The sequence below is a fragment of the Lacticaseibacillus jixianensis genome (assembly GCF_003946485.1).
Taxonomy (GTDB): domain Bacteria; phylum Bacillota; class Bacilli; order Lactobacillales; family Lactobacillaceae; genus Lacticaseibacillus; species Lacticaseibacillus jixianensis.
This window is the reverse complement of record NZ_RHOJ01000008.1, coordinates 44433-64906: the sequence shown is the minus strand read 5'-3', so window position 1 is coordinate 64906 and position 20474 is coordinate 44433. Positions and strand designations below refer to the sequence as shown.

The following is a 20474-nucleotide window of genomic DNA, read 5'->3' as shown; positions in this document are numbered from 1 at the left end:
AAGTAAAAGGGGCCAGCCTTTGGTCCCTTTTGTGCGCTGGCGCCAGGGTGCCGGAGTGCGGCACCGCGCGGTAAAAGTTCGCTTCAATCGCGATAGGAGGTACTGATGGAAAAACACTGGTGGCAAGAAGCGGTCGTGTACCAGATTTATCCGCGGTCTTTTCAGGACAGCAACGGCGATGGGATCGGTGATCTGCGCGGGATCATGCAGCACCTGGATTATTTGCAGCAGCTCGGGGTCACGGTGCTGTGGCTGAGTCCCGTTTACCAATCGCCGAATGATGATAACGGTTATGACATTAGCGACTATGAGGCCATCATGGCCGATTTTGGCACGATGGCGGATTTTGATGAACTGCTGGCGGCCGTGCACGCCCACGGGATGCGGCTGATCATGGACCTGGTGGCCAACCACACCTCAGATGAGCACCCGTGGTTCAAGGCCAGCCGCGCCAGCCTGACCAATCCTTACCGGGACTACTATTTCTGGCGCGATCGGCCCAACGCCTGGCAGTCGAACTTCTCGGGCCCGGCCTGGCAATTCGATGCGAAGACCAAGCAGTACTACCTGCACCTGTTCTCCAAAAAACAACCCGACCTGAACTGGGCCAACGCGGCGATGCGCCAGGACATCTACGCGATGATGCGGCGGTGGCTCGCCAAGGGGATCGATGGGTTCCGTCTAGACGCGATCAATTTGATCGATAAGCACGGGGTCCCAGACGACCTCACGTATTTCCCGCGCAACGGCGCGCGGGTCCATGACTACCTGCGGGAAATGAATCAAGAAGTCCTCAGCCATTACGATATCATGACCGTCGGCGAGACTTCCGACACGGTGCCGGAAGAGGCACTTCAGTATGCCGGCTTTGACGCGCACGAACTCAACATGCTTTTTCAGTTCGACCACATGGAGGTGGATTTTGACCCTCAGTTTGGCAAGTGGCAAAAGCACCCGTGGTCGCTGGTGGCGCTCAAGACCATCCTGTCGCGCTGGCAGACGGTGCTGGCGGGCAAAGCCTGGAACTCACTTTACTGGAATAATCACGATCAGCCGCGGGTGGTTTCCCGCTTTGGTGACGATCGGCCCCAGTACCGGGTCCTGTCTGCCAAGATGCTGGCCGCGGTCTTGCATCTGATGCAGGGGACGCCGTACATCTATCAGGGCGAGGAGCTGGGCATGACCAACGTCGCGTTCCGCCAGCTCGCGGACTACCGGGATATCGAAACGTATAACGCCTACCACGAGTTCGTTGACTCCGGCCAGCTCACGGCTGACCAAATGATGGCAGGCGTTCATCACGGCTCACGGGACAACGCCCGGACCCCGATGCAGTGGGACGATTCAGCCAACGCTGGCTTCACGCAGGGGCGACCGTGGATCGAGGTCAATCCCAATTATCCGGCGATCAACGCCAAGGCGGCCTTGGCGGATCCCCAGTCCCTGTATTATTTCTACCAGCACCTCACTGCCCTGCGGCGAAAGTATCCGCTGATCGTCTACGCTCAGTACGCGCTGCTTGACCCGACCAATGAGCAGACGTGGTGCTATACCCGCACGCTTGACGGCCAGACCCTGGTGGTCACCGCCAACTTCACGGCAGAGACCGTTGCCTGCCCCGCCGCCGCGGCTGCCGGCGAGCAGCTCGTTCATAATTACGCAGTGGCCCACACGGCGACGCTGCGACCCTACGAAGTCAGAGCGATCCTCCTGGCCTAAAATAGTGTCGGCGGTGGTGAGGTTGCGGAAGCACAACGGGCTTAAATCCATCGCCGAGGCATGCGGTGGGTCTGATAATTAGGTGTTTAACCTACTTTTTAGTAAAAAATGGCGGTGGTTCGCCTGCATCCCCCGTGTCCCACATGAACTGAAGAAAAAAGCGCCCCGTCGTCATCCAGTCCGGATGATGGCGGGGCCCCCTGTGATCAAGTCATATCTTTTGCCGGCGACGTGCACCGGGCATACAATGATGGTGGCGCAAGAAGCCGGCCATTCTGGCGCCATTGCACAGCGCTCAAGCGATGTTTTCCCTGACGGAGGCCCTGCTGTTTCGAAGCGGAAACGGCAGGGCCTTTCACTTGCTCAAGGCTTAGTCTGTTTGGGTCAATTCTGCTAGCGCGGCGTGCAGACCTGCCTTTTGCGCCGCGGTCACCGCCGGGTAGGCCAGGGGCAGCTTGGCCAGGCGCGCCAAGATCAGTTTTGACACGATCAGGCGGCCGAACCACTTGTTGTCGGCGGGAATGATGTGCCACGGGGCGTGCTTGGTCGCAGTGGCACCAATGGCGTCCTGATAGGCCTCCTGGTAGTCGGTCCAGAAGCGGCGCTCCTGAATGTCGGCGGCGGAGAATTTCCAGTTCTTATCCGGCTGCTCGATGCGGTCCAAGAACCGCTCCTTCTGCTCGTCTTTGCTGAGGTAAAGGAAGAATTTCTCAACGACGATGCCGTTGCGGCTGGCCATGTTCTCCAGCTGGCGGATGTCCTTGTAGCGCTGTGCCCAGAACTGCGGGGTGACGTCGGCCACGCTGTCAATGCCAGGCAGGTGCTCAGCCAGCAGGTTCTCGGGGTGGACTCGGTCGACCAAGACCTCCTCGTAGTGTGACCGGTTGAAGATCGTGATGTTGCCGGCCGCGGGGAACGCGACCCGGGTTCGCCACAGATAGTCGTGGGTGAGTTCCTCGGCGGTTGGTTGTTTGAAGGAGACAACCGTCGTGCCCTGGGGATTGACACCGGTCATCACATGCCGGATCATCCCGTCCTTGCCTGCAGCGTCCATGCCCTGGAAAATCAAGAGTAAGCTGTACCGCTTTTGGGCGTATAGCATACTCTGAGCGGCGGCGAGCGTCTGCACGTCCTGGGCGATTTCGGCTCTGATCTCTTCCTCAGTGAGCCCCTGTTCAGTTTTAGGAATATCATTGTCCCAGTCCTTGAGCTTGAAGTCGCCCTTGCCGGTGTACGTGAAGTGCGATAAGTCGAGTTGCATGAGCTGGCCTCCTTTGCTGGTCTGCTTCTATTATACGAGTATGCGGTGGCGCGGCGCAGGGCTGGGGCTTTAAAAGGGGCGAGGCAGATATTTTGCCAGCGGTGCGTGCAGGGGGTAAACTGCAACTGTCGTCTGGGAGCTGCCCTCAAGCGACAGTAGTTTGTCATTTCTGTTCTACTCCTCTTCAATCGTTAGCCGCCTCAGCCAACCGCCTGGGGTGGCTTTTTTTGAAGGTGCAAAGACTTGGCGGTTTTAGCGGAATGATTAGCCTAGGTTGTGGCTTTGCCTGCGCAGCAGGTGAAGCCGCGACCGTAGCTAATCACTTCCGCGTTGCCAAGTCGTCGCCCGATTAAAAGGTGCGAAGGCTGGCGTACTTAGCGGGATGGGTAGCCTAGGTGAGGGCATTGCCGCTGTATTTTGGCGGCGAGGCCCTCACCGTAGCTACACACTCCCGCGTTGCCCGCCGCAGCCCGATTAGAAGGTGCGAAGGCTGGCGTACTTAGCGGGATGGGTAGCCTAGGTGAGGGCATTGCCGCTGTATTTTGGCGGCGAGGCCCTCACCGTAGCTACACACTCCCGCGTTGCCCGCCGCAGCCCGATTAGAAGGTGCGAAGGCTGGCGTACTTAGCGGGATGGGTAGCCTAGGTGAGGGCATTGCCGCTGTATTTTGGCGGCGAGGCCCTCGCCGTAGCTACACACTCCCGCGTTGCCCGCCGCAGCCCAATTAGAAGGTGCAGAAGGCTCGCGCACTTAGGCAGACGCATAGCCTAGCCAGGCCCTTTGCTCGCAAAGCGAGTGAAGGGTCAGGCGTAGCTATGTGCTCTGCCGTTGCGAGCCGGTCGCCCGATTAGAAGGTGCAGAAGGCTCGCGCACTTAGGCAGACGCTCAGCCTAGCCAGGCGCTTTGCTCGCAAAGGGAGTGAAGGGTCAGGCGTAGCTATGTGCTCTGCCGTTGCGAGCTTGTCGCCCGATTAGAAGGTGCAGAAGGCTCGCGCACTTAGCGGATTACGTCGCCGGCGGAAGTTTTACTAAAATATTGGCGCTAGTCGTTGGTAAACAAGTGTTCAAGGCGGGCCCACAATGCCGCGAAAGCAGCTGTTTTCGCCGTCAAAAGGCTACTTTAATTGATTTTCTTTAAACTAAACTTCCAAAAATATTCAAGGTCCAGCCAATAATATTCTATGGTTCCCTTATCGCAAGCCCTGTACACTGAGAATCAAGAAAGCGCATACAGGACGCGCTCAAAGGGAGGAATTTTACACCATGAAGAAGCAAAAAGCACTTGAGGCTTTGTCTTTGGTTTTGGGGGCATCTCTGTTGCTCGTTGCCTGCGGCTCTAAGTCAGGCGGCGGCTCAGATAAGACCGTGGCGAACAAAGATAAACCAGTGGTCTTTTTCAACCGTCAGCCGTCTAACTCGAGTAACGGGAAGCTTGACATGACGACCCTGAAATTCAACAAGGACACCTACTATGTGGGGTTCGATGCGAAGCAGGGGGCTGAAGTTCAAGGGAAGATGGTCAAGGACTACATCACCAAGAACATTGCGACAATTGATCGCAACCATGATGGCATTATTGGCTACGTGCTGGCCATCGGTGACGTTGGCCATAACGATTCGATCGCGCGTACTCGCGGGGTCCGGACCGCGCTGGGCACCGGCGTGAAGAAGGGCGGCGATATCAACTCGGCACCAGCCGGGATGAACTCAGATGGCAAGTCCGCGATCGTGAAGGACAGCAAGTTGACCGTTGGAGGCAAATCCTACACGATCCGTGAGTTGGCTTCTCAGGAAATGAAGAATAACTCAGGCGCGACCTGGGATGCCGCAACTGCCGGCAACGCGATCGGCACTTGGGCATCCAGCCTTGGCCCGAAGATCGATGTTATCGCGTCGAACAACGACGGCATGGGCATGGCGATGTTCAACGCTTGGTCCAAGAAGAACAAAGTCCCAACCTTCGGGTACGATGCGAACTCCGACGCCGTTGCCGCGATCGCAGAAGGCTACGGCGGCACGATCAGTCAGCACGCCGACGTCCAAGCTTATCTGACCCTGCGCGTGCTGCGTAATGCGTTGGATGGTGCCAAGAAGGGGGCCGGGATCGAAACGAAGGACAAGGTTGGCAACGTGCTGGCCAGTGACACCTACGCATACCGCGCAAATGAGCGTTCCTACTACGCGATGAACGTGCCAGTTACCGCGGACAACTACAAGGACTTCATGAACCCAACGAAGACCTATCCTGATGCTTCCAAGCAGCTTTCGACTAAGACCTCACCAGAAAAGAAAGTTTGGCTGGACATCTACAACTCCTCAGATAACTTCCTGGGTGCGACCTACCAGCCGCTGCTGAAGAAGTACGCCAAGCTGATGAACTTGAAGGTTGAATACATCGGCGGCGACGGCCAGACCGAATCGAACATTACGAACCGGCTGGGCAACCCAAGCGAGTATGACGCGTTTGCCATCAACATGGTTAAGACTGACAACGGTTCTTCATACACGTCCATTCTGAGCCGGTAATTCCGCCTCTGCACCACCCGCAACTCCAGGGATAAGGGATCGCCGAAAAGTGCTTCTCGCGTTTCGGGGCCGCCCCCTTACCTGGAGTTGTTTTTTCAAAAAAATCTAAGCAGGCGCTGGAAAGGATGAATTAGGATGCAGGAATCAACAATAATGACCCCGGATAAGCCAGTGATTGGCGGAGACGTCATGCTTGCCATTCGCAACCTGAGTAAGTCATTTGGCCGCAACCGGGTGCTTCAACACATCGACATGGACGTCAAAAAAGGTTCCGTGATGGGCTTGATGGGTGAAAACGGCGCCGGCAAGTCGACGATGATGAAGTGTTTATTTGGGATCAAGACGCGCGACGAAGGCGAGTTCTACCTTGACGGAAAGGAGGTCTCCTTTGCCGGACCGAAAGACGCCTTGGAAAACGGGATCGCGATGGTGCACCAGGAGCTGAACCAGGCGCTGGATCGCAGCGTTCTCGATAACCTGTTCCTGGGCCGCTACCCAACGACTTCGTTGGGCGTTGTGAACGAAGCGCAAATGCGCCGGGAGGCCACCGAGTTGTTCCGGCGGCTCGGGATGACGGTCAACTTGACCCAGCCGATGCGCAAGATGAGCGTCTCGCAGCGGCAAATGGTCGAGATCGCCAAGGCCATTTCCTACCACTCCAAAGTGATCGTGCTGGACGAGCCGACGTCTTCGCTGATGGATCAGGAAGTGGAAAAGCTCTTCGACATGGTGCGGATGCTGAAAAGTCAGGGCATTTCGATCATTTTCATCTCCCATAAGATGGATGAGGTCTTCCAGATCTGTGATGAGGTCTCGGTGCTGCGCGATGGCCATCTGGTCATGACCAAGAACACCAAGGACACGAACCTGAACGAGCTGATCAAAGCCATGGTTGGCCGGCCGCTGGACAACCGCTTCCCGCCAGTTGATAACACGGTGGGTAAAACGATTTTATCCGTTCAGCACCTATCCACCAAGTTTGCCCCGTACCTGCAAGACATTACCTTCGATGTCGGCAAGGGCGAAATCTTCGGCCTTTACGGATTGGTCGGCGCGGGGCGCACTGAGCTGCTCGAGACGATCTTTGGGGTGCGGACGCGGGCCGCGGGCCGGGTCTACTTCAACGGCAAACTGAGCAACTTCAACTCCGCCAAAGAAGCGATGGAGCACGGTTTTGCCATGATCACCGAGGAACGCAAGGCCAATGGGCTGTTTCTGAAGGGAAGCTTGACCTTCAATACGACCATTACGAACCTGAACGCCTACCGCCGGGGGCCGGCACTATCCAATCCGCGGATGACCAAGGCCACTCAACATGAAATCAAGGTCATGAACACCAAAACGATGGGCCCAGATGAGTTGATCGCTAGCCTGTCGGGCGGTAATCAGCAGAAGGTGATCGTGGGTAAGTGGCTGGAACGGGCGCCGCAGATCTTCATGATGGACGAGCCGACTCGGGGGATCGACGTCGGGGCGAAGTATGAAATCTACGAGCTGATCATCAAGATGGCCAAAGAAGGCAAGACCATCATCGTGGTGTCTTCGGAAATGCCTGAGATCCTGGGCATCACGAACCGCATTGGCGTCATGTCCGATGGCCGGCTGGCCGGGATCGTTGAGACGAAAAAGACCAATCAGGAAGAGCTGCTAAGGCTCAGCGCGAAATACATGTAAGGGGGAGACACACATGGCAGAAAGTAAAGTGTTAACCGCGCAGGCCGAAGCAGCCCTGCGCAAGCCGATCGATGAGGCAGTGGGCAAGATCCAAGCCCAGATCAATGACCTGCGCAAGGACGGGACCGATCGGGTCATCAGTTTAAACAGTCACATTGAGGCCATGAAGCGGGACAAGAGCCTGAGCAAGGCCGAGCGCGAGGCCGGCATTGAGGCGGATAAACAGGCGCTGGTCGGGGCCAAGCAGGTCGAGGCGGCCAACAAAGATCAGGTCAGCAAACTGATTGCCCAGGCCGAGGCGTACCTCAAAGAACACTTTGAGCAAGAGTACTACCAGCCGGTCGCTGCCAGCTGCGCCGAGGAAAAGGTGATCGCCAAGAAGGCCTACGATGAGCAGGTCGCCAAGCTGGAAAGCGAGCACAAGGCGACGGTGGCCAAGCTGTCTGATCGCAGTGAGATCAAGGAAGAAAATTACGTCCACAAGAACAAACTGTTCGACGCCAAGGTCACGCTCCAGGCGCGGCAGAGTCAGATCAAGGATCGCCAGCACGAAGCGTTCAACTACCAGTACCATTTGCTTGATCTGCTGCGGATGTCGAAGTTTACCTTCGCCGAGGAGATGAAGCAAAAGTGGGAGAACTACAAGTACACATTTAACCGCCGCGACTTCCTGCTGCGCAACGGGCTGTACTTTGCCATCATCGTGGTCTTCATCATCTTGGCAATCATCACGCCGATCATCAAAGGGACGTCCCTGTTGACCTACAATAACATCCTGAACATCCTGCAACAGGCTTCGCCGCAGATGTTCCTGGCCCTCGGGGTGGCAGGGCTCATCCTGCTGACTGGGACCGACCTGTCCATCGGCCGGATGGTCGGGATGGGGATGACCGCCTCCACCATCATCATGCACCAAGGCCCCAACACTGGGGAGGTGTTCGGCCACCTCTTCGACTTTTCCAAAATGGGCCTGTGGCCGCGTGTCATTCTGGCATTGGCCGTCTGCATTGTCCTGTCGACCGTGCTGAGCGCGATTGCCGGGTTCTTCACCGCCCGGTTTGGGATGCACCCGTTCATTTCAACCATGGCCAACACGCTGATCATCTTCGGCTTGGTCACCTACGCGACCAAAGGGGTGTCTTTCGGGGCGATCGATCCGGCCATTCCAGGGATGATCATCCCGCAGATCGGCGGCTTCCCATCCATCATCATCTGGGCGATCGCGGCGATTGCCATCGTCTGGTTTATCTGGAACAAGACGCGTTTTGGTAAGAACCTGTACGCGGTTGGGGGCAACCCCGAAGCCGCTTCCGTTTCCGGGATCTCCGTCTTCGCCGTCACCCTGGGCGCCTTCGTGCTGGCCGGGGTCCTGTATGGCTTTGGGTCGTGGCTTGAATGTGCCCGCATGGTCGGGTCAGGGTCCGCGGCGTACGGGCAAGGCTGGGAAATGAACGCCATCGCGGCCTGCGTGGTCGGTGGGGTTTCCTTCACCGGTGGGATTGGTAAAATCTCCGGGGTCGTTGTCGGGGTCACCATTTTCACCGCGTTGACCTACGCGCTGACCATCCTCGGGATCGATACGAACCTGCAGTTTGTCTTCTCCGGGATCATCATTCTGGTCGCGGTGACCCTTGATTCCCTGAAGTACGTCCAGAAGAAGTGACGTGGCATTAGTCTTGATCACTAACTCGGCGGCGACTTGATCATCGCCGGTGCACTTTGTTGAGTTGCCGCGGCCTGCAATCAGGGCCGCGGCTTTTTTAATGGATCGAGCGGCTGCCATTGATGATGATATCCTAATGATTATGCCACGAGAATATAATCTTAAGGGAAGTGCTTTTGATTGAAGTTAAGCGCTTGCATGATATACTAAAATCGATTGATAAAGGCGCTGTGTGTTTTAGTAAATGCGATTACATTGGGTTGAGGACCAGACAGGAGCATGACGATGGGGAAGTACAGCGTACTATTTGTGCAAGACGCGGCGGTTGCCTCGGGCTTGAAGGAGACAGTCCAGTGGGAAGGACTTGGCTTCAGCGTGATCGGCACCGTCTTTTCGACCGCGTCGGCGCTAAAGATGATTCAATCGGCGCGGCCAGATGTGGTACTGACCGAGGTGAGGGTCGCCGATGTCGATGGGTTGGACTTGGTCCGCCGCGGCAAAGCCATTTCACCGGAAACGGAGTTCGTCATTTTGACGGACTGCGCCGATTTTGAGTGTGCCCAAGCGGCGCTGCGCCTTGGGGTCACGGATTACCTCAGCCTGCCCGCGGATGCGGGCGAGGTGCACCGCGCCTTTGCCAGGCTGTGCCAGCGGCTGAATCAGCGGCGCAACACGGCGCAGAACTGGCGCGCCATGCAGCAGTATTACCGGGATTCGCTGCCTTTGATGCAGGCTAACTTTTACGCCGCGCTAGTGGATGGTCAAGTGGAGCGGCAGACGCTGGAGGCCTACCTGCATGACTATCAGGTGGCACTGAGTGGTCCTTACTACGTCTGTTTAGTCCTGCATACTTCAGCGGCGCAGGTACCAGCAAGGATGGACGGACTGGCGCTGCAAGCGCAGGTCGATAAGCAGGCGGGGGACTTTTTTGGTGCGCTATATTCGCTTGTGACCTTCACTTATTTGCGCAACAACGTCATGGTGATTCAGCTGCCAGACGAGGCAGAATCCGCAGCCGTGACCGATAACGCCGATCGCTTCTGCAAGCTGGTCAAAAATCAACTCGGGGCGGTGATCACGATCGGCGTCGGCGCGGTGATCGATGACTTGTTGGAACTGCCGCGGGCCTACCAAGGGGCGCGCACGGCGGTATCTTACCGCAGTCTCTACGGCGCCAGCAAGGTGATCAACATTCGGGAAATCGCGCCTACGGAGATCACCGATTTCACCCCGTTATCCGATGCGGCGCTGTCGCAGCTGTTCAAGGTCGTGCATGCCGGCTCTGACGAAGCAATTGCCGCGGCAGTTGACGAGTACCTTGAGAACATCAACCAGACGGCCACCTGTATGGCGCATCACACCGTCATCATCAACGATTTGATCTCTGCGTTGTTCCGGTTTGCGGTCAATAACCATTTGCACCTGCCAGAGCTGACGGACAACGTTAAGGAGCTTTATGCCGGGTTGCCAGAACTGTCCCCGCAGACCCTGCGCGAATGGCTGCTTGACCTCTGCACGACGTTGAACCGGCGGCTGGCTGCCGCCCGTGATAACTCGTCCACCATGCTGATCCAAAGCGCGAAGGACTTTGTCCGTGCCCATTTCAGCGATGAGCAGCTCTCGCTCAACGATGTCTGCCATGCGCTGGGGGTGTCTAACTCGTATTTCTCCACCTTGTTTAAGCGGGAGGTGGGGCAGTCGTTCATTACGTACCTCACGGATTTTCGGATGGATCGCGCGGCGCGGCTGCTGCTGGAGACGACCGAAAAGAGCCAGGCGATCGGCCATCAGGTCGGGTACGCAGATCCGAACTACTTCAGTTCCGTCTTCAAAAAGCATTTCGGCAGTTCCCCGACGCAGTACCGGAGTGGATTGGCGCAGGTATCAGGAAGCAAGTCATAACGAATAACGGTTAATGAAACCAGGAGTGTTGCCCAACGCGGCGATGCTCCTTTTTTTGTAAGGTGCGAAGGGGCCGCGTACTTAGGGGAATGGGTAGCCTAGCCCAGGGCATTGCTGGCGTTTTTTGCCGGCGAGGCCCTGGGCGTAGCTACCCACTTCCCCGTTGCGGCCCTGCAGCCCGATTAGGGGACTCCGCCCGTCATCCTGTTCGCGCAAAGCAAGCCGCAGACGGCCATGCAGTGGTGGCAACCCTCGCTCGCCCGATCACCAGTCAAACGCGCTGTGTTCAAGGTGATGCGGCTTGGACTCGATGCGTCGGCCGGACTGGGGCCAGTAGTCCTTGGGGCCAAACCCGCAGTAGTCGATCGACAGGTGGGTGTGGCGCTGAATCCCCGCAATGACCTGCTCAAAGTAGGTCAGATCGGCAGTTTTCAGGCTGTGGAGCGGCACTGAGCGGCGCCGCCGGTCCTTAGGCGAGATGTTCATGAAAAACGAAATGGTCCCGTCAGGCTCCTTGCTGGCCATCAGGACGTAGCGAGTCTGGTGGCGCCGGCGGAATGCGGCGTCGATCCGCTCATTTAAAATCCGTACATCCTGGGCAACAGCCATGATGATCACCTCATCAAGATTATCGAACATGTGTTTGTATTTTGCAACCGTTGGGGGGGTGATTCACCTGTTCTTTAACGGGCAAGCTGCTTTGCCGACTGGCTGATTAGATTGCCCACACGGAAAACAGCACGTCAAATTAAATAACTAATATTCATAATTATGATTGTTATATAGGGGACCAATTATAGTACCTGGTACCATATTTAAAGCCCACAACTAGCCAAATTCAGTTTTAAAAGGGCACTTTATGGCAAATGAATTAAAAAACGAAAATATCATGCTGAAATTCGAGGGTTCTTGTTTGACGGCGGTTTCATTAGGGCTTAAGTTCGCGTGGTAGGGACCACAGGAGGTGATCGCATGGGGCGAATATCGCTGGCCGAGAAATTAACGGCGGAACTTGAGCAGTTGATCAAGCAGCAGTTGAAGCCAAACGACAAACTGCCCTCGGAGCGCTCGATCAGCGAGCAGTACCACGTGAGCCGCAATACGGTGCGAGCGGCGCTGAACCAACTGTTTCTGCGCGGCTTGATCTATCGCAGTACGGGGAAGGGCACGTTTGTGGCCGAGCGGTTGGAGAATCGAATCGACGTCGCGGGTTCATTTAGTTTCACCAGGCAGATGGGGGCGATGAACCGCCATCCGGAAAGCCGCGTGGAGGGCTTTAAACGGGTCCCAGCCTCTCCTCACGTGGCCGACCGCTTGGAGGTCAACCACGGTGCGGCAGTGTTCGTGCTCGACCGACTGAGGCTGGCTGATCGGCAGCCGCTGATGGTCGAGCGGAGCTACTTACCGGCGGCCTTACTCCCAGGGTTTGACGTCAAACTTTTGCAAGGCACTGCGCTGTACGACTTGTTTGCACACCATTATGGGATCCGCATTGCGTCGGTGGATGAATCCTTCTACGCGGATCTGATGGCGGCCGAAGATGCTGCACTGCTGGCAGTTGGGCTCAATTCACCCTGTTTGAAGATCCAGCGCACGACCTTCACGGACACAGGCGAGATCATTGAGTACACCGAAAGCGTTGCGCGCGCCGATAAGTTCGTTTACCACGTTCATCACGTTAATCATTAACAGTCAACTATTGGAGGGGACAAGATTGTTTGAACTCACTACAGAAGCACTCACGAAATTAGGCGCCCAGATCACGACGGCGGAGATCAAGCAGGAGCCGGAGTTGTGGCAGGAAGCGTTCACGAACTATGAGCGCGAGCAGCAAGCTATTACCGCTTTCCTGAAGCAGGTCGAAGCAGCGGCGGCCGGCCAGGTGGTGCGGGTGATCTTCGCCGGTGCCGGGAGCTCTCAGTACGTTGGGGATACTGCGGCACCGTACCTGCAGGCCCATGGCGACCGGACCAAGTTTAGCTTTGAGTCCATTGGCACGACGGACATCGTCTCCGCCCCGACGGATTTTCTCAAGGCGGATACGCCGACGCTGCTGGTTTCTTTTGCCAGAAGCGGGAATTCGCCGGAGAGCCTGAAGACGGTCGAGCTGGCCGAGCAGCTGGTTTCAAACCTCCACCAGCTCAGCATTACCTGTGCGCCGGACGGCCGACTGGCAGAGAAGGCCAAAACGGAGCCGCAAACCTTGCTGCTGATGCAGCCGGCCCGGTCCAACGACAAGGGCTTTGCCATGACTGGTAGTTTCTCCTGCATGCTGCTGAGTGCGCTGCTGGTATTTGACACCGCTTCCCTGGAAGCAAAGCGGCAGTGGGTCCAGACGATTGCGGCGATGGGGCACGAAGCGCTGGCGCGTGAAGAAGCGGTCCAGGCCGTCGTTGATCAGGACTTCGAGCGGATCGTTTACCTCGGCAGCGGCAGTCTGGGCGGGCTGACCCGTGAGGCGCAGCTGAAGGTGCTTGAGCTGACCGCTGGGCGCTTTGCCACGATGTTTGACACCTCGATGGGGTTCCGGCACGGGCCGAAGAGCTTTGTGAACGGTAAGACGCTTCTGTTTGATTTTCTCAGCAACGATGCCTACACCCGCCAGTACGACCTTGACGTGCTGGAGGAGATCAAAGGCGACGGCATCGCCGAGACCGTCTTGGCCATCGGGACGCGACAAGCTGAGAACTTCTCCGGCACCGCGTTCTCCTTTGACCATGGTGACCCGGCCTTGCCCGATGCGTACCAGGCGCTGCCTGACCTCATCTTCGCCCAGATGCTGGCGCTGCTGGCCTCAGTGAAGATCGGCAATCTGCCGGACACGCCCTCTCCAACCGGGACGGTGAATCGGGTGGTCAAAGGCGTGATCCTGCACGATTTTCCGGCGACCAATTAAGCCATGGGGGGAACTGAAATGAGCGAGTACATTCACGCAGCAAAGTTTTTCCTGCCGCACGCGACGGAAGTAGGCGGGTTTCTGGAGATCACCTCAGGCGGCAAGTTCGGCGCGTACCTGCCGGAAGGCGCGCGGCCGACTGGTCAGGTCGTGGAACTGCCGGGCCGGTGGGTCGCGCCGGGGCTGGTCGACACCCACATCCATGGCCTGCTCGGCCACGATGTGATGGACAACGACTGGGCCGGGATCGCCGAAATGAGCCGCAACTTGGTCAAGGCGGGCGTCACCAGCTGGCTGCCGACGACGCTGACGGGCTCGTTTGCCCAGCTGAAGGATGTTTGCACCACGATTGCGGCTCACGCCGGAGAAGAACCCGGGGCGAAAATTCAGGGGCTCTATTTTGAAGGGCCGTACTTCACGACCAAGCACAAGGGGGCCCAGAACCCGAAGTACTTTAAGAATCCCAGCGTGGCCGAGTTTGAGCAGTGGCAAGCGGCGGCAAACGGTCTCATCAGGAAAATCGCGATCGCCCCTGAACGCGCCGGTGCCGCAGCGTTCGCCGAGCACGTGGCAAGCGCGAGCACGGTGGTTGCGCTCGGCCACAGCGACGCGACGTTTGCTCAGGCCAAAGCTTGCGTTGACGCCGGGGCCACGGTGTTCACCCACACCTTCAACGGGATGAGCCCGCTCAGCCACCGGGCGCCAGGCATGGTCGGGGCGGCGATGGCGCTGGCAGGGGTCTGCGATGAGCTGATCTGCGACGGCCACCACGTGCACCCCGAGGTGGTCAAGACGCTGATCAGGCTGGTGGGGCCCGAGCACGTCGCACTGATCACGGACTGCATGCGGGCCGGGATGATGCCGGATGGCGATTACACCCTGGGCGAGTTTGCCGTGTACGTCAAAGACGGGATGGCCCGCCTCAAGGACGGGGACAGCTTGGCCGGTTCGGTCTTGCAGCTGAAGGATGCGCTGGTCAACTTGCTGAGGTGGGAAGCGGCAACGCCGACAGACATTGTGAAAATGGCGACGCAGACCCCGGCGGCCTCATGCGGGATCGCTGATCGGTGCGGCAGCATTTTGCCGGGCCGGGCGGCGGATTACCTGATTTTAGACGACCACCTGCAGCTGCAGGCGACCTACCTAGACGGCCAGGTCGCCTACCAGCGGGCAGAGTAGCCCGCGCTGCGGCGTTAAGCAAAGGAGGACGGCGATGACGACCACGTTTGCGATCGATCACGACTTTCTGCTCGACGGCCGGCCCTTCAAGATCCTCTCTGGGGCGATCCACTACTTTCGCGTTCATCCCGCGGCCTGGTACCACAGCCTGTACAACCTGAAGGCCCTTGGGTTCAACACCGTCGAGACCTACGTGCCGTGGAACCTTCACGAGCCGCGCGAAGGCGAGTTCGATTTCACGGGCATGTTGGCGGTGCAAAAATTCCTGGCCATGGCGCAGGGCCTGGGGCTGTACGCCATTGTGCGTCCGGCGCCCTACATCTGTGCGGAGTGGGAGTTTGGCGGCCTGCCCGCGTGGCTGTTGCCTAAGCAGGTGCGGCTGCGCACCAACGATCCGCGGTACCTTGAGGCGATTGACCAGTACTATGCGCATCTGATGCCCGAGCTGGTCGCTCATCAGGTGACCCATGGTGGCAACATCCTCATGATGCAGGTGGAAAACGAGTACGGGTCTTACGGCGAGGATCACGCCTACCTGAAGGCTTTGCGCGCGTTGATGCGAAAACACGGCGTGGACGTGCCGCTTTTCACTGCCGATGGGCCGTGGCCGGCGGCGCTGAACGCCGGCAGTCTCATCGACGAGGGCGTCTTGGCCACGGGTAATTTTGGCTCCGCGGCGGCGCATAACTTTGCGCGGCTGGCGGCGTTTCACCACGCCCACGGCCGCGATTGGCCCCTGATGTGCATGGAGTTCTGGGACGGGTGGTTCAGCCGGTGGGGCGAGCCCGTCGTTCGCCGCGCGCCGGCGGACACTGCCGCCGCGCTGCGGGAGGTGATCAACCGCGGCAGCGTGAACTTGTACATGTTTCACGGTGGCACCAACTTTGGGTTCATGAATGGCACCTCCGCGCGCCTGGCGCACGACCTGCCGCAGGTGACGTCCTACGACTACGACGCACCGCTGAACGAACAGGGGAATCCCACGCCGAAGTACTTTGCCATTCAGCAAATGGTGCATGAGGTGATGCCGCTGCTGCCGCAAAAGGCGCCGCTAGTGAAGGCGACCTTGCCGCCAGGGGGTGCCAAGCTGACCGCGAAGGTCTCGTTGCTTGAAGTGCTCGACCAGTTAGCCGCGCCGATCAGCGCCGCATACCCTCAGCCGCAGGAGGCGCTGGGGCAAACTGTGGGCTACACGCTTTACCGCGCGCACCCGCTGATCGCTGGGACGGATAAGGGCGAGCCGGCCGGACTGCGCGTCATCGATGCGCGCGACCGGGTCCAGGTCTTCTTGGACCGGCAGCCGGTGGGCACTCAGTACCAAGAGGCGATCGGCGCACCCTTGCCGCTGCCGGCGGCGGCCGGCCGGCACCAGCTGGATCTGTTAGTCGAGAACATGGGCCGCGTGAATTACGGCCCCAAGCTCGGGGCGATCACGCAACAGAAGGGGATCCGCACCGGCGTAATGGTGGATCTGCATTTTATCACCGGCTTTACGCAGTACGTGCTAGATCTGAAGCGAGCCTCACAGGTCGCTTTCACCAAGGCGTGGCGGGCGGGCGAGCCGGGTTTTTATCGGTACCAGTTTGAGTTAGCGGAGCCGTTGGATACGTATCTTGATACGCGTGGTTTTGGTAAGGGGGTGATGTTGGTCAATGGGGTCAATGTTGGCAGGTTCTGGGACCGCGGTCCCACGTTGTCGCTGTACGTGCCGGCAGGAATGCTGCACCAAGGCGTCAACGAGGTGATCGTCTTTGAGACCGAGGGCCGGTTTCAGGAGGAGCTACACCGGGTCGACCACCCAATCTATGAGGGAACAGGGAAAAAGGAGGAATAATTTATGGCAATTATTGCAGCACGAATTGATGGCCGGCTTGTTCACGGCCAGGTCGCCAACCTTTGGACGACCAAGCTTGGGGCCAGCCGCATTATTGTGGTGGATGACGCCGCTGCGAAGAGTGATGTTGAAAAGAGTGGCCTGCGCATGGCCACGCCGGAAAGCGTGCGACTTTCGGTCTTAGATACGCAGCGTGCCGCCCAGCAGCTCCTTGACCACCGCTATGACTCCCAGAAAGTCTTTCTGGTGGCCAAGCGGCCAGAGACCTATCTGGCCTTGGTTCAGGCCGGGGTCCCGATCAAGGAACTGAACGTGGGCAACATGTCGCAAACAGACGAGACGCGTTCCATTACGAAGTCGATCAACGTGGTCGACAAGGACGTCGAAACTTTCCAGCAACTGAATGACTTGGGCGTTCACCTGATCGCTCAGATGGTGCCAGGGGATGCGGCCGCAGACTTTATGCCGCTGCTGAAAAAAGATAGGAGGGGCTAAACATGATCGCATGGTGGCAAATTGCACTTTTAACTTTATACGCCGGTTATCAAATTCTTGACGAACTGCAGATCTATTCCGCGATGAGCTCTCCCGTATTTGCGGGTTTCGTGACTGGGCTTGTCATGGGCGACATGAAGGCCGGACTGCTGATTGGGGCGGCGATGCAGCTGACCGTGCTCGGGGTCGGGACTTTCGGGGGCGCATCGCGTATCGACGCGAACTCCGGGACGATTCTGGCCACGGCGTTTTCGATCAGTTCGGGGATGAAGCCGGCCGCAGCGGTTGCCGCGATCGCGGTGCCCGTAGACAGCATCATGATCCAAACCGATATTCTGGCCCGGTCCACCAACACGTTCTTCGCCCACAAGATCGATAAGATGGTGGACCAGTACAACTACAAAGGCATCGAGCGTTACTTCATTGCCGGGGCGCTGCCATGGGCACTGTCGCGGATGATCCCCGTCGGCTTGGCGCTGGCATTTGGGGGCGGCTTCGTTACAAATCTGGCGAAGATCCTGAATACCAGCTGGAAGTGGCTGGGCGACGGTCTGGCCACCGCGGGGGCGGTCCTGCCTGCCGTCGGGTTTGCGATCCTGCTTCACTACCTGCCGGTCAAGAAACACTTTGCTTACCTGATCCTCGGGTTCACCTTCACGATGCTGTTCAGCACCGTTTTCGGCAACGTGCAGCTGCTGGGGACGACGCTGGCCGGCGTGGCGAAGGGCTTCACGACCTCGTTCAACGGCCTGTCCATGTTGGCGATCGCGTTGATCGGGTTCGCCTTTGCCGCAATTGCTTACCAGCAAACGACTAGTGGCAGCGCTGGCGGCGGCGCAAACGCAGGCAGTGGTTCAAGTGCCAAGGCAACTGACGAGAAAGGAGAAATCGAAGATGACGAACTCTAAAACACCGACATATAAACTGACCGATCAAGATTTCCGGCAGATCAACCGGCGCAGTCTCTTCGGCTTCCAGCTGGGCTGGAACTACGAACGGATGCAGGGGTCAGGCTACCTGTACACGATCCTGCCGCAGCTGCGCAAGATCTACGGCGACGGCACGCCTGAGCTGAAGAAGATCATGAAGACCCACACGCAGTTCTTCAACACCTCAAACTTCTTTAACACCATCATCACCGGGATCGATCTGGCGGTCGAAGAAAAAGAAGGTATCAATGGTGAGGAAACTGTTGCCGGGATGAAAGCCGGGCTCATGGGTTCGTTTGCCTCCATCGGGGACTCGATCTTCGCTGCCTTGATCCCCGCGATTTTTGGGGCGATTGCCGCGAACATGGCGGAAAAAGGCAACCCGATCGGGGTCTTCATCTGGATCGTGGCGCAGATCGCAGTCATGGTCTTCCGTTGGAAGCAGCTCCGCGTCGCGTACAACGAAGGGGTCGCGTTGGTCACCACGATGTCGCACCGCTTGGCCGCTTTGACCAACGCTGCGACTATCATGGGGGTCTTCATGGTCGGCGCCTTGGTTGCGACCATGATCAACGTCAAGTTCGCTTGGGCGCCTAAAGTTGGCACCGTTCCGCTGGATATTCAAAACAGCCTTGACATGATCTTGCCGAAGCTCCTGCCAGCCTTGATCGTGGGCGGCATCTACTGGCTGCTTGGCCGCAAGCACATGACTTCGACGCGCGCGATCTTCATCGTGCTGATCGTCTCAGTCCTGCTGTCAGCGCTTGGCCTCATCGCGAAGGGTTAGTTGCCTGATGACGCCACCAGAACGGCGTTTTGAAACGTTTTGTCAAATTCAATGAATAAGGAGCCGAAGTTTAATGAGCAAATTGGTTTTGATCAGCCATGGCAGTTTTAGTGCGGCGCTTAAAAGCAGCGCCGAGATGATTATGGGTCCGCAGCCTGAGATCGCGACCGTGAGCCTGGAGCCCAGCGAGGGACCCGAGGATTTTCGCAAGAAGTTTGAAGCGGCGATCGCGGGCAGCACCGACGTCACCGTCTTGGCTGATTTAAAGGGCGGCACGCCGAGCAACGTGGCCGCTGCGGTGTTGGCCGAAACCGGGAACTTCGACCTGTATGCCGGCGCCAATCTGCCGATGGTCATCAGTTACCTGAACGCCGAGATGCTCGGGATGAAACCCGAGCTGATCAAAGACGGCCAGGCCGGGGTCGTTTACATCAACGACCTGGTGAACAAGCCGGCTCACCACTAAGCAATCGTTGGGGTAGAAGTTACGAAGCACACGGGGGGTTGACAATGTCTGTCAAATTAACGACCAGTCAGTATGAACACTTGAAACAGCTTTCGAATGAGCAGGATGTGATCGCCGCTTTGGCCATCGACCAGCGCGGTTCACTCCACAAGATGATCGCGGCCGCAACGCCTGGGGAGGCGAGCGCGACGGCCATCACCGAGTACAAGAAGATCGTGTCTGAGGAGTTGACCAAGTACGCCAGTGCCATCCTGCTTGACCCGGAATTTGGGCTGCCGGCAGCGCACGCCCGCGCGGCCAATGCGGGGCTGCTCTTGTCCTACGAAAAGACCGGCTATGATGCATCTGAGCCCGGCCGGTTCCCGGATCTGATCGAGAACCAAAGCGCGCTGCGGATCGCCGAGGAAGGCGGCGACGCGGTCAAGTTTCTCCTGTATTACGATGTGGATGAAGGCGATGCGGTCAATGACCGCAAGCGGGCCTTTGTCGAGCGGGTCGGGGCTGAAGCCAAGGCAAACGGGCTGCCGTTCTTCCTGGAACTCGTCACCTACGCGGCGGACCAGGATTCAGTGGCAGACGCGGCCTACGCCAAAGTAAAGCCGCACAAGGTCATCGAGACGACGCGTGAGTTCAGTGACCCACGGTACAACGTGTCGGTCCTGAAGGTTGAAGTGCCCGTGAACCAGCAATTCGTCGAAGGGTTTGCCGCCGATGAGAACGTGGTTTACTCGCAGGCTGAGGCCGCGGGCTACTACAAGCAGCAGGCTGAGGCCACGGCGCTACCGTTCATTTTCTTGAGCGCCGGCGTGTCCAATGAGCTGTTCTTGGCGGAGCTGAAGTTTGCCAAGGAGGCAGGCTCCACCTTCAACGGGGTCCTTTGCGGCCGCGCTACCTGGAAGAACGGGGTGGTGCCGTTTGCCAAGGACGGCGAAGCGGCCGGCAAACAGTGGCTGCAGACCGAAGGCAAGGCCAACATTGAGCGCCTGAACGCGGTCCTGGCCGACACTGCCACCCCGTGGGACAGCAAGGTCACCGTCGAAGATTAGGCACTTTTCCAGAAACCATCAACCCTCCAAGCGGAAGCTTTCGCTTGGAGGGCCTTTTTTAGTAAGGTGTGTAGGCTCGACGGTCTTAGCCCGACGGC

At 58.1% G+C, this 20474-nt stretch carries 16 protein-coding genes; 14 read left to right on the top strand and 2 right to left on the bottom strand.

Annotated features, from left to right (window positions below; translation table 11 throughout):
• Positions 1 to 105 precede the first annotated feature (105 nt).
• Complete coding sequence (locus EKM85_RS05325) at positions 106 to 1719, top strand: glycoside hydrolase family 13 protein (RefSeq protein ID WP_125585242.1); 1614 nt, start codon at positions 106 to 108, stop codon at positions 1717 to 1719.
• A 370-nt stretch (positions 1720 to 2089) separates the two neighbouring features.
• On the opposite strand, the gene EKM85_RS05320 is transcribed toward EKM85_RS05325, so the two are convergent.
• On the bottom strand, positions 2090 to 2980 hold the full coding sequence (locus EKM85_RS05320) for a polyphosphate kinase 2 family protein (RefSeq protein ID WP_125585241.1): 891 nt from the start codon (positions 2978 to 2980) through the stop codon (positions 2090 to 2092).
• A 1262-nt stretch (positions 2981 to 4242) separates the two neighbouring features.
• Between EKM85_RS05320 and EKM85_RS05315 the strand changes: the two genes are divergently transcribed.
• The 4 genes from EKM85_RS05315 to EKM85_RS05300 all read left to right on the top strand — a co-directional run bounded on the left by EKM85_RS05315 (position 4243) and on the right by EKM85_RS05300 (position 10744).
• On the top strand, positions 4243 to 5505 hold the full coding sequence (locus EKM85_RS05315; protein WP_125585240.1) for a substrate-binding domain-containing protein: 1263 nt from the start codon (positions 4243 to 4245) through the stop codon (positions 5503 to 5505).
• A gap of 153 nt (positions 5506 to 5658) precedes the next feature.
• The gene (locus EKM85_RS05310) at positions 5659 to 7179 is read left to right on the top strand and encodes a sugar ABC transporter ATP-binding protein (protein WP_125585239.1); all 1521 of its coding nucleotides are present in this window, start codon (positions 5659 to 5661) and stop codon (positions 7177 to 7179) included.
• Between the two features lie 13 nt (positions 7180 to 7192).
• Entirely contained in the window at positions 7193 to 8842 is a 1650-nt protein-coding gene (locus EKM85_RS05305) for an ABC transporter permease subunit (protein ID WP_125585238.1), read from the top strand.
• Positions 8843 to 9127: 285 nt separating this feature from the next.
• The gene (locus tag EKM85_RS05300) at positions 9128 to 10744 is read left to right on the top strand and encodes a helix-turn-helix domain-containing protein (protein ID WP_164510673.1); all 1617 of its coding nucleotides are present in this window, start codon (positions 9128 to 9130) and stop codon (positions 10742 to 10744) included.
• A 264-nt stretch (positions 10745 to 11008) separates the two neighbouring features.
• On the opposite strand, the gene EKM85_RS05295 is transcribed toward EKM85_RS05300, so the two are convergent.
• Positions 11009 to 11353 (bottom strand): acetyl-CoA carboxylase, encoded by a 345-nt coding sequence (locus tag EKM85_RS05295; protein WP_125585236.1) that lies wholly within the window; start codon positions 11351 to 11353, stop codon positions 11009 to 11011.
• A gap of 363 nt (positions 11354 to 11716) precedes the next feature.
• Here EKM85_RS05295 and EKM85_RS05290 point away from each other — a divergent pair, with 363 nt between their 5' ends.
• The 9 genes from EKM85_RS05290 (at position 11717) to EKM85_RS05250 (ending at position 20376) form a co-directional block, all read left to right on the top strand.
• Positions 11717 to 12433 carry a GntR family transcriptional regulator gene (locus EKM85_RS05290; protein WP_125585235.1) on the top strand — a complete coding sequence of 239 codons (717 nt, stop codon included), beginning with the start codon at positions 11717 to 11719 and terminating at the stop codon, positions 12431 to 12433.
• Between the two features lie 25 nt (positions 12434 to 12458).
• Positions 12459 to 13640 (top strand): SIS domain-containing protein, encoded by a 1182-nt coding sequence (locus tag EKM85_RS05285; RefSeq protein ID WP_125585234.1) that lies wholly within the window; start codon positions 12459 to 12461, stop codon positions 13638 to 13640.
• 18 nt (positions 13641 to 13658) lie between these two features.
• Positions 13659 to 14819 carry an N-acetylglucosamine-6-phosphate deacetylase gene (gene nagA, locus EKM85_RS05280; protein ID WP_125585233.1) on the top strand — a complete coding sequence of 387 codons (1161 nt, stop codon included), beginning with the start codon at positions 13659 to 13661 and terminating at the stop codon, positions 14817 to 14819.
• A 34-nt stretch (positions 14820 to 14853) separates the two neighbouring features.
• Entirely contained in the window at positions 14854 to 16653 is a 1800-nt protein-coding gene (locus EKM85_RS05275; protein WP_125585232.1) for a glycoside hydrolase family 35 protein, read from the top strand.
• A 3-nt stretch (positions 16654 to 16656) separates the two neighbouring features.
• Positions 16657 to 17148, top strand: a complete 492-nt coding sequence (locus EKM85_RS05270) for a PTS system mannose/fructose/N-acetylgalactosamine-transporter subunit IIB (protein ID WP_125585231.1) — start codon at positions 16657 to 16659, stop codon at positions 17146 to 17148.
• A gap of 2 nt (positions 17149 to 17150) precedes the next feature.
• Complete coding sequence (locus EKM85_RS05265) at positions 17151 to 18056, top strand: PTS mannose/fructose/sorbose/N-acetylgalactosamine transporter subunit IIC (protein WP_125585230.1); 906 nt, start codon at positions 17151 to 17153, stop codon at positions 18054 to 18056.
• Positions 18043 to 18864, top strand: coding sequence for a PTS system mannose/fructose/sorbose family transporter subunit IID (locus EKM85_RS05260; protein ID WP_125585229.1), 822 nt, complete (start codon positions 18043 to 18045; stop codon positions 18862 to 18864). Before EKM85_RS05265 ends, EKM85_RS05260 begins: the two co-directional genes overlap by 14 nt.
• Before the next feature lie 73 nt (positions 18865 to 18937).
• The gene (locus EKM85_RS05255; protein WP_125585228.1) at positions 18938 to 19330 is read left to right on the top strand and encodes a PTS sugar transporter subunit IIA; all 393 of its coding nucleotides are present in this window, start codon (positions 18938 to 18940) and stop codon (positions 19328 to 19330) included.
• Between the two features lie 44 nt (positions 19331 to 19374).
• Positions 19375 to 20376 carry a tagatose 1,6-diphosphate aldolase gene (locus EKM85_RS05250; RefSeq protein ID WP_125585227.1) on the top strand — a complete coding sequence of 334 codons (1002 nt, stop codon included), beginning with the start codon at positions 19375 to 19377 and terminating at the stop codon, positions 20374 to 20376.
• The last annotated feature ends 98 nt before the right edge of the window (positions 20377 to 20474 follow it).